This is a genomic window from Sulfurisphaera javensis, assembly GCF_041154675.1.
GTDB classification, from domain to species: domain Archaea; phylum Thermoproteota; class Thermoprotei_A; order Sulfolobales; family Sulfolobaceae; genus Sulfurisphaera; species Sulfurisphaera javensis.
In genome coordinates this window covers 2472870-2488506 of sequence record NZ_AP031322.1, presented here as the reverse complement: position 1 = coordinate 2488506, position 15637 = coordinate 2472870, and the positions used below count along the sequence as shown (strand labels likewise).

9 protein-coding genes and 1 pseudogene are annotated in these 15637 nt (G+C 32.6%); 6 read left to right on the top strand and 4 right to left on the bottom strand.

Translation table 11 applies throughout. The features are described from left to right. Nucleotides 1-475: 475 nt before the first annotated feature. Nucleotides 476-2515: a thermopsin family protease gene (locus ACAM25_RS13630; RefSeq protein WP_369610240.1), complete on the top strand. Its 2040-nt coding sequence runs from the start codon at nt 476-478 to the stop codon at nt 2513-2515. A gap of 149 nt (nt 2516-2664) precedes the next feature. Here the strand turns inward: ACAM25_RS13630 and ACAM25_RS13625 are convergent, their stop codons facing one another. Then, on the bottom strand, nt 2665-3150 hold the full coding sequence (locus ACAM25_RS13625) for a PaREP1 family protein (protein ID WP_369610239.1): 486 nt from the start codon (nt 3148-3150) through the stop codon (nt 2665-2667). 569 nt (nt 3151-3719) lie between these two features. On the opposite strand from ACAM25_RS13625, the gene ACAM25_RS13620 reads away from it, so the two are divergent. The 3 genes and pseudogenes from ACAM25_RS13620 (at nt 3720) to ACAM25_RS13610 (ending at nt 6347) form a co-directional block, all read left to right on the top strand. Continuing rightward, nucleotides 3720-4520, top strand: coding sequence for a hypothetical protein (locus ACAM25_RS13620; protein ID WP_369610238.1), 801 nt, complete (start codon nt 3720-3722; stop codon nt 4518-4520). 157 nt (nt 4521-4677) lie between these two features. After that, nucleotides 4678-5649 carry a hypothetical protein gene (locus tag ACAM25_RS13615; RefSeq protein WP_369610237.1) on the top strand — a complete coding sequence of 324 codons (972 nt, stop codon included), beginning with the start codon at nt 4678-4680 and terminating at the stop codon, nt 5647-5649. Between the two features lie 238 nt (nt 5650-5887). Continuing rightward, nucleotides 5888-6347 (top strand): annotated as a pseudogene (locus ACAM25_RS13610) (PaREP1 family protein). 36 nt (nt 6348-6383) lie between these two features. Here the strand turns inward: ACAM25_RS13610 and ACAM25_RS13605 are convergent. The 3 genes from ACAM25_RS13605 to ACAM25_RS13595 all read right to left on the bottom strand — a co-directional run bounded on the left by ACAM25_RS13605 (nt 6384) and on the right by ACAM25_RS13595 (nt 10908). After that, nucleotides 6384-7979, bottom strand: coding sequence for a serine/threonine-protein kinase (locus ACAM25_RS13605; RefSeq protein WP_369610236.1), 1596 nt, complete (start codon nt 7977-7979; stop codon nt 6384-6386). Between the two features lie 54 nt (nt 7980-8033). After that, nucleotides 8034-9632 (bottom strand): serine/threonine-protein kinase, encoded by a 1599-nt coding sequence (locus ACAM25_RS13600; protein WP_369610235.1) that lies wholly within the window; start codon nt 9630-9632, stop codon nt 8034-8036. Between the two features lie 202 nt (nt 9633-9834). Beyond that, on the bottom strand, nt 9835-10908 hold the full coding sequence (locus ACAM25_RS13595; RefSeq protein WP_369610234.1) for a hypothetical protein: 1074 nt from the start codon (nt 10906-10908) through the stop codon (nt 9835-9837). Between the two features lie 230 nt (nt 10909-11138). Between ACAM25_RS13595 and ACAM25_RS13590 the strand changes: the two genes are divergently transcribed. Further along, a complete protein-coding gene (locus ACAM25_RS13590) occupies nt 11139-12722 on the top strand; it encodes a hypothetical protein (protein ID WP_369610233.1) in 1584 nt (527 codons plus the stop codon). 84 nt (nt 12723-12806) lie between these two features. Further along, complete coding sequence (locus ACAM25_RS13585; protein ID WP_369610232.1) at nt 12807-15620, top strand: DEAD/DEAH box helicase; 2814 nt, start codon at nt 12807-12809, stop codon at nt 15618-15620. Nucleotides 15621-15637 lie beyond the last annotated feature (17 nt).

Here is a 15637-nt window from a genome sequence, read left to right as displayed (position 1 = left end):
ACACTAAATAGCATCACACTATCTCAAGTCTTACTCTTTAGCTAGACTTTAATTTCTCTTTTATCTACGAATTTAATAAGCCTCATTTTATTTGCAAAAAAGTTAAACAGTTTTATTGAGAAATATTACGAAGGTATAATACTTCTATCGATTTAAAGAAACTAATGATAGTTTACTAAATCTGTAGAGTCTCATTATAGAGATTGAACTAAAAATCGTGTAGTATTTATAAACTTTTCTAACTATTTTCATTTCAGTCTAGAAAATAAATCATTTTAACGTTTAACTCTAAGAACAAAGAGCTTGTTTTTAACAAAGATTCTGGGAATATAGTTACGAAAATATCAATATGAAGTTTTTGCTCTGACGTCTATTTATCGTGAATAAGGTTTAGTTTTAGAGAATAGACTCAATTAAAACTTCAACACTAACAGGAAAAGTAAGGTTTTTAAAGAGTATCTTGACTCCTCTTCCTATGAAATGGTTAATCCTATTACTCTTATTATCTCCTGTAATAATTTCAGCAATATCTTTTTCAGGTATACCAACTGGAATTGGAGTATATCATCCAAATATCTCAACTAATGCTCTCCTAGGTTTCGCATACATTAAGAGCTTACTAGCCTATAACAGTTCGTTTACACAACAGCCTTACGGAGTATCTTTACAGCTAAATGCTGTGTTACAAGTACAAACTCCTACACAAACTTACTACTTCTGGGTACAGAATTTTGCATGCTTTATTACAAATAGTAGTCAGTATGCGTTTGGAATTAACATGTTCAACATTACAACATACAACGCTACTCTAACAGCTTACGGGCATGGATACGTATACAATAATACTATATATGTTTATACAACTCCATTAAGTTTCTACTCACTTCCACTTTCATTCTATCTGTGGATGAATGAGAGCTATACAAGTAACGGAGTGTATGTTAGTGTTGGCTATATCAGTCTTCTTAATGGAGTGAAGCAAATTCCTCCACATCTTATAATTTATGATACTGTGTTCATACCAGTGAGTAACGTCATCAATGCTAGTTTTGTTGTAAACTCTTACAGACCACTTGGTTATCTTTATGATGATTTTGAATTAATCTGGGGAGGATTTGCTAATGGAGAACAAACATATTTCCAGGAAATGCAATCAGCATTAGCGTTATACTATTTACAAAACGGTCAATGGGTTAGTGTTCCAGATGTGTCAACTTATGGTTATGATACGGCGGAGGGAGCTGATAATTTACATGTAATATATTATAATGGCTTAATCATTGTTACTACTGGTACTTTCAACAATGCCACATTTCCTGTTAACTTCATTCCACCAAGTTTAACATATGTTGAAATCTCATCTCCAGTACCATTTTACATAAATGGAACTCTTATCACAAATAAATCTATAGCAATGTATATTAATGAACCAATTACAGTTCAGTTCACTACAAACTATACGGCTAATTCTTCGGCCTTTGCATTACTTACGTCACAAAGTAGTTATGTAATTTATCCAAGCGATTACTTACCTACTATATACAAGATTACTCCGTCATATACATGGTATTACAAAGTCAACGTAAACTCATTAGCACCTGTTTATGCGCTAGTGAATGGCAAAAACACAACTCTAACTTCTGGCTATTACCCACAGGGTACAGAAATACAAATTGAAAATCTCACTTACTACTACTCATCTAATCATAGATTTGTAATAACCTCAATTTATCCCCAAACTACAATTACTGTGAATAGCCCATTAACAGTAAATGTTTCTGGAATTAATCAATACTTTATCAACGTGAATTCACCAATACCAGTTTACGCAATAATTAACGGAATGAACAAAAGTTTAACCTCTGGATGGTATAACGCTGGTACCTCTGTAAGAGTGGAAAACATAACGTATTATAAAACGTCAAATGAAAGATTTGTAATAACTGGAATTTCATTACAAACGTTTACAGTTAATAATCCAATTACAGTAACTATTACAGCAGTTCCTCAGTACTTTATCAACGTTTCTTCCTCAGTTCCACTTTATGCATTAATAAATGGCAAAAACGAATCTTTAACTTCTGGTTGGTATAATGCAAATACTTCAATAAAAGTGGAAAATATCACATATTATCAGTCTCCAAATACAAGGTTTGTAATTACCTCAATTACTCCACAAACATTTAATGTAAACTCACCAACTACTGTCAAAATCGTCACCGTCAAACAATACTTAGTTACTATATCCTCATCTTACCCAGTAACAATAAACGGAATTACAACCTCAAGCGAATGGGTAGATGCTGGAACTACAATAACGCTAAATGTTAACCTACCATTTTACGAAACTGGAAGCTTCGTAGGTACAGAGAATATACCACTGGGTGGAAGCATTACAGTTAACCAACCAATAAACGAAAGCCTAGAAACTTCAATAAGTTTAACCTTTGTCGGAATAATCGTAATAGTAGTAGCTTTGATAGGAGTAGCAGTAGTTTTTGTAAGAAGGAAGTGATTTTTTTTTAACTTCTTGCCCATAGATAAATGAGAAAACAAATCGTACACATTATGTATTTTCTTTCTTTCTCACAAAAATCTTGTTACTTTACTGAATAATATCATAAGATATTGAATTTTTATCTTCAGCTGTACGATAAAGATTGTTCATTTACTTAATCCTTCAACTTTTAACACACTCTTTACTTTATTCACAAACTCCTCAACTTTTCCTAATAGATATTTTACCTTTTCAACATCAAGTTTTCCCTCATGAAATCCCCAAACATGAAGATCATAAGCATTTCTCCATCCATCTAAAACCCAATCACCTAATACTTTTGATAAACTAATTGCTGAGGAGAAAAGGGAATATGTATACCATCTCCCTTCCTTCGTATACTGCTCGTATTCCCTCGTTTTGTATTTTTCAGATAGTGCCTTAACTATTTCTTCTCCAGCATTATATCCCTTTTCACTCGCTTGAACAATGTCATTCTTTTCTAAATAGGATTTTGCTTCTGATAAAAATTTATCAGCCAAGTGAATTCTTAATTTCAAACTTTCTTCGGGGTCTTCCTTTTGTAACTCTCTCAACAAAACGTCAATAACATCTATACCCTTTTCTTCTGCTTTTTTAATAACCTCTTCCACAAACTTAATATCTCATGTCAGATTAAATCTTTTTATCTCCTAATCTAGTTTTGAAATCTCGTCTTTGATATTTTTATCTTGAAAACCCCATCTGGCCTTTACGTGAATTGCCTTAAAGACTGTCTCAACTATAATATTCTCCAAATACTTTAATAAGTTCTTTTAAAATCACCATTGAGGAAGTATTGTTTACCTCAGAAAAATCTTCAATACTTGCTAACCATGGCATTCACTTCACGATGTAAACTCTGGTTTGAGAACCGTCCAAAGCAGAACTTGCAAGAACTAACCTTGTATTTTTCCTTCAACTACTAACTTACGTGACTTAACTCTACGCGTTAAGAACTTTAAAAATAAAATTCTCACGCTTCATTTCTATCATATCAAGGTATTATTTTCATTTAGAATACACTTTTTCAATTATCACATTATGACAGAAAGTTATGTATTTACTTGTAGGATCATTATTATTTTTTAATTGTACGTATAAAAATTCATTATCATTTATTCTTTAAAACAATTTAAACATTAATAGTAACGCTTTTATGCTTACACATAATATTCAAAATATGGATATAATCTCAAATACTTCTGATTGGAAGATCATTGCTTACATTTTATATAGGTTATACGAGAATGAGGAAATTAGCATTGAAGAAGTAAAGGAAAAGTTCAAAGGAAAATCTCTTCAAAAAATTATCAACTTGATTAAAGAAGCTATGGAACCTAATGGTACTGTTAAGATTGAAAATGATAAGATTAGAAGAGGGACTGTTTATGAGAAGATAAAGGAAAGGAAAATGGCTTATTATTTAGTTCATGAAGTAGAAGCTAAAGTCTCACCTAAATATGACTTAAGCAAAAGTTATACTTACATCTCTTTTCCTATTTCAACTGTTAGGGAATTAAATGGAATGGAATCTGTTTATTTAGCCGAGGCTGGTTACTATAGTATTAGATGTAGAAAAATAAAAGTGTTTGATCCTTTCGATCTGGGAACTCCTAACATTTCTTGCGAAAAAATTAACAATAAAGGAAGCCTAAAAATCTCTTATTCTCTCAATCCATCCCTCTTACCCGGGCAAATAGTAAAATGGGGATATTATATTTGGTATAAAGAATTTATTAATGAAAGGGAGGATGGTGTTGGTTCGTTTGTGCCATATCCTACATACTATTTTAAAATTAAAGTTGAACTTCCATGGAAACCTTCTTGGGCAGAAGCAAACGAACTTACGGTTTATTCTGAAAACCTCTTAGATTTTGACAAAATAAAAACTAAACATGAATTTATACAAAATGAAAATGTTTTAGTTTTGAAGATTATAAATCCCGAAATGAAAACCTTTGTGATTAGGTGGAAAAAATAAATAGTTAGTTGGAATAAAACTCGAAAAATTGGTGTACATGGTTTTTATCTTATACATTTAGTCCTTGTATCAAGGAGATGACAGAGTCTTGCCGTGTTATAATAGATAAACATACTGCAAGAAAAACTTAAATATTAGGGTTCCCCTAATATTACTTGTGATTATCTGGTTAATTATTAATCTTTGGAATCCACAAAATGTAGACGTAATTAGTGCTTTAGTTATAGCATATCTACTGGGAATTTTGCATGGAGTTACACCAGATGAACATACATGGCCAATAACTTTTTCCTACTCAGTAGGTACTTTTAGTGCTAAAGGTGGTGCTAAAACTGGGCTAATTTTCTCGTCTGGTTTTACTTTACAAAGATCAATACTTTCTGAATTAGCATATTTAGCTTTAGCTGGAATTTTTATGACTACTACAGCATTTGGAGTAACGTATATTTTTGTTGGGTTAGCAATGACTTTGGCTGGAATTTACATAGCTAAAAAAGGAGGATATTTCCATTGGCATTATTTAGAGAAGAAATTAGGAGAAATTAGTGGTATACATGAGAAAGGTAGTGAATTACAAAAACTTGAGTTAGAACATAAAATAAATCCAGCTTATGTTAATGAGAAAGATATAACAAAACCAGTACCAGTTAAATTAGCTTTCATTCACGGTTTTATTGCAGGATTCGGATTTGGAGCATTTGCATTAATAGTTTATACTGTCCTAGCACCAGTTATGCCTAATGCTTATTTAGGCTGGTTACCCGGGGCATTATTTGGTTTAGGAACTTTAACTGCACAAGTAATGTTTGGTACATTATTCGGAACTTGGTTAAGTAGGATGAAAAACTTAACAATGGAAGGAATAGCTATTGTAGGTAAAACTATAACTAAGACTGTTCTTGAATATGGAGGGTTAGCATTTATAATTGGTGGTATTGCAATCCTATTGTACCCGCCATTATTAACTTATAACATTGTAACTCCAATATATGTGCATAATCTTCACACACTTGGTATTGGATTCTTTTTAGTCATATTGACTGTAGTAATTTTTGGAATATATGGTTATAAACAAGGTGTAAAATTAGCTATAAAGTTAGGGTATACGACAAAACGTAAAGAGAGTTAAGAATTTCCTTCACAAAGCATGTTTTGAAGAGTCTCTATGAGAATTTAACTGTCTTTTCATAAAATTCTTTTTGCTAAAAAATTAGTAAAGTGCGTTAAGAAAATGTAATACTCTGTGTATTTGAATCTTTTTAATTTATAAACTCTCGTTTTGTTTTAAAGAATAGTTAAACTAAAGTTCAAATTGATTTATCTTCACTGTTAGCTAAGTTTAAAAGAATAGGAAATGAAAATCCATTATGGAAGAGTTAATTAAAAAGGCCGAGGAAAAAAGGTATAAACGTTGAAGATCTTATAATTTCAGCATTATCTAAACTTGACCCTAAAGAAAGCATTAAAATTAGACTTTTGCTAGCTGATAAGTACTTGAATGAATGTGAAGAGTATTTGAAGAAAGGTGATACTGTTCAAGCTTCAGAAAAGGCATACAAAGTTGCTGAGGAGATTGTTAAAGCTTTAGCTGAGAAATTTAACACTCTTGAGTATCAACAAGAGGGAAAATGGTATGCTTACACTCTTGGTAACGTAGCATATGAACTGTCAAAAACTCTTGGAGATTGGTTAAATAAAGGTTGGGTAACAGCTTATTATTTACACGTTTGGGGTTTTCATGAAGGAAAATTGAAAGACATTGAGGGTTACGTTAAAACTGTAAAAGAAATGTATGAAAAAGCTAAGAAAATTTTGACAGAGTCATAACAAGCTATATTTACTTTCTCACAATCTTTCTTTATGTCATGGATATCGTAATGTATTAACAATTTCTTGTGCAGTTGGTCTTAGCTTAGGATCTGGATTTAAGGCTCTGAAAATAGCTTGTTGTAGATCAAGGGGTGTGTTTTGAGGAAGTACGGGTTTCCATACTGCTAGTGTTTGTTTAGCTTGATTTAGAAAATTCAATGCCTCTCCAACCTTACCTTGATTAATAGCCTCAATTGCCTTATCTAAATAATCTCCAGCTGGATTATCACGACGTAGGGTTAACATTACATAAGCTGTCATTCCTAAAGCAAAAATATCCATTTTAGGATCTGCTCCCTTACCAAGAATCACAGCCTCAACTTGTTCTGGCGGTGCATAAGAAGGAGTAACTTGATCAATTTTCCCACCGACTTTTACGGCTGAGCCTAAATCACCCAACTTAACTATTCCGTCGATGTTTGTGTAAACTTCTCCTCCAGTCTTCCCCGGGTTCTTTGACAGAAAAATGTTTTGAGGTTTAACGTCTAAATGTACATAACCCTTTGAGTGAAGATATGCTAAAGCCATTGCAACTTGCCTTATTATCTTTTTAACAATTCCCGGCCAGTAAGTGGAATAAGTTATGTTAGGATTCAACATAAGTGTTTCAACACTCCCTCCTTCCATGAACTCCATAATTATTGCTGGTGGATTATTTGGATCAAGTCTTCCACTAATTAAATCCCTTACTGAACTTCTATCCACGTGAATTCCTTCAATTTTAATAACGTAAGGAGAGCCTTCAGATAGCATGATTAGATTGCCAGCCTCAGCAGTTATATTGTCAAAGTAACTTTTAGCCATCATTGTAGTTCCACCAGAAGTTACGGGTTTAAAGATTTTTATAGCGTAAACATTCCCTCTTTTCTCAGCCTTATAAACTGTTGAAGTAGCTCCTTCACCGATTTTTTCTAAGATTTTATAACCGTAAACTGTTTGTGGGGACGATATGCTGAAACTAGCAGTGATAATTCCAAAAGTCGCACTAGCAGTAGAAAATTTGCTAACTACTGGAAACATCAATATTCTGCTTTCACGCTCTAATGGAATTCCAATTCCCTTGCTTATAATGTATTTAATTAGCTGAGCTAGAGACATAAAGGGGAAAATTTTAGTAAAATCAACATAACCATAATTTGGATTGTAAAAGGTTAGAGGTTGGTAATATAATTCAAAAACTGTTCCAAAAGTGGGGTCAACATAATTACTAAGTTGTGAAATAATTCTTTCATCATTCCTTGTTATTCTTCTCCTTATGAAGTTGTAATGAATGTCCTTAAGTAAATCGCTTACCTTATTTATCTCTTGTTCAATTACCGCGTTAATGTCTGGCTTAATATCATAGCCTAAGATAATGTTTAATTTGTAGTCCATGTAAATCCCCATTAATTGAATGTTTACCCTGTGGTTTACGTAATATGTTGTTGTACTTGCTGGGAATAATTGGATAAAATCTATTTTAGGATAAGATGAAAAATCTGTGTGGTAAAGGTAAAGTAATCCAATGTAAGCCCCAAGTTTCTCCTCAACGTTTCTTGATGAAAGTAATTGTATTAAATCATCTAAATGTGTTAATGAACCGTTTGACATAATAATAAAAGAAGTGCATATTTTATTAAATTTTTCCCTTTCTGAATGAGATATTTATAACATTTTTATAATATCTTTTGCAGTTGGCCTTGATTGTGGATCCGTTTTTATTGCATTCAATATAACTTGTTGTAGTTCAGAGGGCGTATTTTGAGGTAATGTTGGTTTCCATGATAAAAGTGCTTGTTTAGCTTGATTTACTAAATCTAAAGCGTCTCTGATGTTACCATTATTGTATGATTCTATTGCCTTATCTAGAAAGTTACTAGCTGGATTATCACTGCGTAAGGTTAATAAAACGTAAGTTGACATACCTAAAGCAAATATATCCATCTTTGGATCAGCCCCACTGCCTAAAATTGATGCTTCAACTTGTTCTGGTGGTGCGTAAGCTGGAGTGACTTGATCAATTTTTCCTCCAATTTTTACAGCTGAACCTAAATCGCCCAACTTAACTATTCCATCAACGTTATTCATAACATCTGCTCCAGTCTTGCCCGGGTCCTTTGACAGAAAGATGTTCTGGGGCTTAACGTCTAAATGCACATATCCTTGTGAGTGTAAATAATCTAAGGCTAAGGCTACTTGTTTTACTATCTTTTTGACGATTTCTGGCCAGCAAGTGGAATAAGTGATATTGGTATTTTGCATTAGTTCCCATACACTTCCTCCTTCCATAAATTCCATTATTATTGCTGGTGGATTATTTAGATCGATCCTTCCGTTAATTAAGTCCTTAATTGAGTTCACATCCATATGGATTCCTTCAATCCTTACAATATAGGGGGATTTACCAGATAATGTAATTAAGTTACTAGCTTCTGTAGCTACGTTTGAGAAATAGTTTGTTGCTAACCTTGTTGTACCTCCTGTCGTTGTTGGTTTAAATATTTTAATTGCATAATACTTTCCACCTTTTTCAGCTTTATAAACTATTGAAGTCGCTCCTTCACCTATTTTTCCAACAATTGTATAACCATAAACGTTTTGGAAATTAATTTGTTGTAGTGATGTTACAGCGACTGTTACTTGCGAAAATTTAGTTACCACGGGAAAGATTAATATCTTGTCTTCTTCTATCTGCATTGCAATTCCTTTATTTTCTAAACAGCTTACTAGATCATTAAAGTTACTATATTTATAACTAGGTATTGAAGATTTAGAAAAATCTATGAGATTGTCGAAGTTATTTATATCAAAAAATATATATGGTGTATCTTTATCATAAGCTTCAAATACAGTCCCAAACACAGGATCCACATATTTAATTAAAGTTACAAGATTTTGTAAATATTTTATATCTGATTTTATTGAAATATATTTATAATGAATATCTTTAAGTGAATCACTTTTATTTTTTATTGCTTTTTCAATTTCCATGTTTATGTTTTGCTTAGCTGTAATCTTATTATTATTACTTAGACTGTTATAATATTGGCGTATATTTTCTAGTTCTTTGTTTATCTTTTCATTTAGTTTAGCTGCATCTGAATTATTAGAGAGCAACCTTATGAAATTAATTCGGTTATTGTAGTTTAAATTCGAATGATAAAGATAAAGTAAAGTTATATAAGCTACTAACTTATATACTCCCTCCTTTGCATCAAGCATACTTATCAAGTTTTTAACTCGATCTAACAACTCACTCGACATAAGTAATAGAATTGAAGGAAAAATCTTAAATTTTTCTGGTTAAAGATAATCGTATTATGTTCTACTTCAAGCAATATACGAAGACATCAGAAAACTAATTGTGAGCGCTAGTTAAATTATGAGTTTCCCTCATCGCTTACTAAAGTCATTAAACTTTGAATTCTTCTCTAATCTATAACAGTAGTTTGTGTAAAGACTGAAGTTATGGTAATAATTGTAATAGTTGTTTTAATCCATCCCCATTCGGATGAACTTCATCTATAATTGTAATTCCTTGATTGCTCAATGTTGTTTTAACTGATTTAGGTACTGGTTTTAACGAAGCTACAATAAGTTGCCTTGGTGAGAAAATCTGTTTATAAGGAACTATTTGTTGATATATTGAGTTTTGCCAGAAACAGAAATCGGAATTTTTGAGTTCAATGATAGTATCAACATGTAATCCATACTGCATTATTTCATCACAGTTAGATGCATAAGACAAAATAACAATATCTGGTCTTATGGGGGCTGTTTTTAATCCATATTGAGATTTTACTTCTTCAACTCTTGTACGAAATTGTTGAAGTTCTTGTGAAGACTTATGACCCCACCAGTTTACTCCTCTACACATAGTATGAGGTTGCATGTCAAATTCATACCAAATACCACATTTTATTGAATGACAATTAACAGTGGCTATAGCATAATAGGAACTTTGGGTAAAATCTGGGTTAAAACTAATTAACGCTTTTCTGGTATAGTGATAATAAGAGGCAATGAAAGTAGCTAACCAAACTTGATGAATTTGTTTAGTGAGATTTTCCAACGATTTTTCTCTAGCTTTTTTACTGTAATAAAGTAGGAATGATAAGGGATAGTTTGCATATTTAATTTGATTATTCAAAAGTGAGGGAAACACTGCTTCATTTAGTTGTCTTATAAAATTTAACATTGGTAAGTAATATTCTCTCCATTCACCCTGAAGAAATCTCTTTTCGTCATTATCTAAATAGGTAAAATCTAAATTATTTAAAATCGAGAGAGGAACAAAAACGGAATTCGATATCGAGAAAGGATAATTAAACTTAGATAATGTGATATGCCCTCTATTACTAACTGATAACTCGACGGTTTCTCCGGGAACATTATCTAAATCGACTTCGTAAGTAACATAATCATAATATCCACTTTTAGATTTTGCAAAGTTGACTAAAGGAATTAGTTTATTACCATTAATGACAAAGTAATAATTGCTTGATCTCGAAAAGCCTGAATGAAATTCAGTGAATCGCATAACAAAGAATATTTAAAATGAATGATTAATAAAACTTTTACGAGCAGTTTTCATACTGTAACAACTCAAATTAAACTTACAACTTTAATTAACCTTTCCACTCCTATTTCTTTTCCAATACAAAAAGTTAGTGAAAATTAAATTTTACGTGAACTAATTGAAGACTTAGGTTAGCGAGTCCTAGCACTATTACATTAATTTTATATTATGAAAGATTGCAAATAGTTCATATGAAAGAAAAATATTCTGTCTTACTACTCCTCTTATTCCTCTTGTTTTTAATACCAACTAACACTCTAGGAAGTGTGTCAGTCCAAAAAATTACAAGCAGTTTTGCGTTACCAGCAGCTTTAGCATATTATAACGGCCAAGTTTACTTGCTATATGCATACAATTCATCTGGCAAGATCACATATGTTTTAGTGAATCAAAATTTGCAACAAATATTTAACGTGACTTATCAAGTTCCACCAGAAAATTATGCAATTATATCATACATATTTGTTTCTAACGGTGAATTAAACGTTGAAATAGGTTACATTAACCTAAATACTAACAGTAGTAACATAACACTCTTTAAGTACAATGGAGTAAGCGTGACAGAGGAAAAGTTAAATGGATTTCTTATCTACTACGAAGGCATTTATATTACTCTTTATGGTGAAAAGATTCAAGTGGAAACTTCAACCTACAACAAGAACTTTACTTTACTTTTACCAATTGAACCAGAAGGATATACTCCAAATGTAATTTACACTCCAAACGGTGTATTGATTACAAACGCATCGACCCAAGGAAGTTCTGCTAATCAAGTTCTTCCATACGTTTTCATTTATGTAACCCCAACATCATATTATGAGTACACACTGATGTTAAACTTGCCAAACCTTGAAGAGTCGTTGGTTAATGTTTCCCAAGTTGAAAATGTTGTTACTGTAGCTAACAACGTGCTTTATGTATATAATGTAAGTAATGGTAAAACTTACGTTGTTAGCATGTCATTAATTCCGTCAAAAATTGTCACAGTGATGAAAATCCCCGTTAACGGTACTCCAGCTGGATTAATTACTCTTGATAATGAACCTCTTGATATGGTTGGGAAAAATTCAGTAACATATTTTGAAACAATGAGTGGTAAAACCTTATTCTCGTTAACTGGTACATTCTTCCCCTTCCCTAATTATATTATTCAAGAAAAAGCTCTAAACAGTCAATTTAATTTAACATTTTACACTATCAGCGGAGTAAAGTCATTTATAACACCCTACAACATTACTAGGGGATTATATGACGTTACAGCAGGCTTATTAATATTCTTCCCCCCATTCTTACTTCAACCACCATTTGAACCTTTGTTTATAGGATATTATAATGACAGTGTGTATTTACTTTACCTTAACCAAAGCGTGAATGTTATTGCAAAGTTACCTTATGTTAAGCCAGAATATAATCAATTTGTTCTCACTGTACAGTATCTGGGAATAAAAGTTAGTAACAACTACTATGTAGCTTATGCCACTTTCCCAGGGTTGTATCTAACTAGTGTAGTGTCTGTTATTACTACAACAACCACACCGCCAACAACCTCTACAACTACTACAACAAGTAGCACAACAACAACTACTACAACTAGCACTACTACTTCAACAACTACTTCTAGCACAACATCCAGCTCATCAACTACAACGACTTCTACCATACCTAGCACTTCCTCAACTACATCTCCAACATCATCTTTAACACCAATAATAGCCATTGCCATCGTAATAGTAATAATTATAGCTGTTGCTGTGGTGTTAATGAGAAGAAAGTGATGAAAAAATCCTTCTGAAAAGTGATGAAAACCTCTGGTCTCTGAAAAAGTAATACTTTTTAAATTCCTTTTCTTAAATACTTTTATGTGCGATAGTTTCACATTACTCAAGGATTACGCTTATTTAGTTTACAGTGAGCCAAAAAAAGAGGCAGTTAAGACAGACAAAAAATTCAGAGACCTCGTTGACTGTAAAAATTGCAATTCCTCTTTCTGCGATTATTACCTTTATCCTCATCAGTTACAAACCCTTGAAGCCTTAGAAAAAGGAAAAAGCGTAGTATTGACAGCTTCAACTGGAAGTGGAAAAACAGAATCTTGGCTACTTTACTTTTTGAGAAAAGGAGTAAGAGTTCTAGCAATTTACCCAACAAAGGCTTTAGCAAACGATCAAACATTTAGGCTTTACAAAAACCTCTCTTGTTTAGGATATAATGTATACGCTAAAGAAGAAAAAGGAATATACTATGGTGATCTTGTAAGATATGATGGCGATACAAGTGATAAAAGCGAGGTAATTAGAAGCCTTCCTAGAAGCAAAATCATTACAACAAATCCAGACATGCTAATCCTTCACCTTGAATACTTAACAACACTTCAACCAAACTTAATTGTAGTTGATGAACTTGACTTTTATGACATGGCTAAGGCAAATGCCTTAATTGAAATCCTTCTAAACTCATTCTCTCACTCACAATTTGTAATCATAAGTGGAACTTTATCAAATCCTGATGATCTAGCTAAAAGGCTTAATAATGCTGAAGTAATCAAAGGTGACGCTTTCAAACCAGAACATAGATACTTTGTAGTTATTGGAAAAAGAAAAGAACTAGAAAACGTTTATTATAAACACTTAAACAAACTGAGGGCTTATCAAATCTTCAGCTTTGATGATTTTGTTCAAAAGATCTTTGATGTTTATTATAACGCTACTCTCCTCATGGATAGGGAGTTAAGAACAGACATTTACGACGCATTTCTAAAGGATGATGAAGAAATTGAAGATTTGCTTTCAATTTACAAATCATGTAATAACGAGTTATCAATTGCCTTCTTCCCATCAATCCTTGAATGTGAAAAATTTGGCAAATACCTAGGAATTCCTACACATCATTCAAAAGTTGACAAGAAAACTAGACTGTTGTTGGAAAAAAGGTTAAGAGAGGGAGTTGAAAATTACGTCTTCACTGTGAAAACTCTACTTCAAGGAATAGATATTGGACATGCTAAGAGAATAATCCATCTTGGCTTACCATTTTTAGTTAAAGACTTTTTACAAAGAGAAGGAAGAGCAGGAAGAAGAGAAAACATTGATTTCGTTGAAAGCATAATCATTCCGGGAGGGTTTGACCCTAGGTTAAGAAACGGTTTTGAAACTTTGAAAGTTTGGTTAAGCATTGGTCCAGAAGTTGTAATTTATAACCCAGATAGCCTTTACGTAAAGTTATGGAATGCTGTGCTTAAAATGAGGGATGGAAAAAGGTTGAACGAAATTGAGAAAAACTTAGCTTCACTTGTTAACCTCATTAACGAAAGGGGAGAAATAAATTACCCTCGCTTACGTCTTTTCAAGTTTTATGAGATAAACAGTGAGAGGAATAGAATAGTAATTGAAAGCGGAGGAAGAAAAGAAGAAGTTGATAGAATAAGTATGAAGGATTTGATTGAATTTTACCAACCTGGTTACGTTGACTTATCAAATAAAACAATTGTTGATCACGTTGAGTATAATCCAAGAGACAGATACTTTACAGTCGTTGAAAGACCAGTAGATGAGGTTACGAACGAGTGCATTAAGGACGGTATGGATGAATATGAGGCAATACTGACTAAATGGAGTAAAGAAACTGGTGAATACTTACCACCTAACTTTGAGTTAGATCTTGAACTTGGAAGAATCTTGCCTAAAGTCCTTGTTGACATTCACTTTAAAGGAGAAGGTTTTGTAAAATACAGAGAAGTACCAGTAAGAGTTCGTTGGTATATACTTTCAAGGAAAAGATTACCGAGCGTTAAAGATGGGAAGCTCGAGTACGTTTACTACTCCGACAAAGTTGACTTAAATTGCAATCCAACTCCCAGAAGAGGAGGTCATGAAGATGTAACTTATGCTTATGCATATGAAGTTAAGAATGTTGATGTAGATGCTGGAATGTCTTTTCTATTAACCGGTTTGAGACTGTTTTACGGAATTAGACCAGATCTCATTAACTACAGCTATTTCGGAGACTTACTGAAAGTCTGGGAAACTTCACCAGTTGGTTTATTAGAGAAAATTAGGGAAGGAGGAATGGTAATTAATGGCAAAAAGTTGGACTATGACACTTTCTCCTCCTATTTGAACAACGTCAACGTTGATGAGACTTTCAAAGTAATTTTCTATTCCTTATATCCAATGGAAGGCATAGATTTTGAAAAAGCAAGAAAAGATGCCTTAACCCTAGCTTTCAAAATATTTAAGAGAGTAAAAGTGTTTGACAAGGTTGTTTCTTCAGCGGTTAGGAATGTAATATTAGACAGGCTGAGAATAAAAGATGATGAATACGTTGCAGTAGTTTACCCCTTCCTTGGTGGGACTAAAGTTGAGTTTTTAAAGAATCCTAAGGAGAAAGAGGTTATAATGTTACTTTACGATGCCTTAGAATTGTCAGATGTAATCTTAACTACTTCTTATTTCCCAGAGTTAGGAAAGCTAAGAGTCAACGTAGTAAATGTAAAGGAAGAATTCAAGAAAAAGTTCAATGCTGAAGTTGATCCGGCTGATTTTTCAGAGGATATTGTGAATTTAATGCTAGAAATTTCTTCGGAAGAACAAGTTGAGGAAGAGAAAATTGAAAAACTCTTCAAGCTAAGAGCTGGGATTATACAAGGCATAGCTAATTACCTTTCCAATGTATAAAATTTTATTTTTCCTCT

What these genes read in the sequence shown, in the direction of transcription:
- ACAM25_RS13605 (WP_369610236.1), bottom strand. Translation starts at nt 7,979, where the DNA reads ATGTCAAACGGTTCATTAACACATTTAGATGATTTAATACAATTACTT.
- ACAM25_RS13630 (WP_369610240.1), top strand. Translation starts at nt 476, where the DNA reads ATGAAATGGTTAATCCTATTACTCTTATTATCTCCTGTAATAATTTCA.
- ACAM25_RS13600 (WP_369610235.1), bottom strand. Translation starts at nt 9,632, where the DNA reads ATGTCGAGTGAGTTGTTAGATCGAGTTAAAAACTTGATAAGTATGCTT.
- ACAM25_RS13595 (WP_369610234.1), bottom strand. Translation starts at nt 10,908, where the DNA reads ATGCGATTCACTGAATTTCATTCAGGCTTTTCGAGATCAAGCAATTAT.
- ACAM25_RS13620 (WP_369610238.1), top strand. Translation starts at nt 3,720, where the DNA reads ATGGATATAATCTCAAATACTTCTGATTGGAAGATCATTGCTTACATT.
- ACAM25_RS13585 (WP_369610232.1), top strand. Translation starts at nt 12,807, where the DNA reads ATGTGCGATAGTTTCACATTACTCAAGGATTACGCTTATTTAGTTTAC.
- ACAM25_RS13590 (WP_369610233.1), top strand. Translation starts at nt 11,139, where the DNA reads ATGAAAGAAAAATATTCTGTCTTACTACTCCTCTTATTCCTCTTGTTT.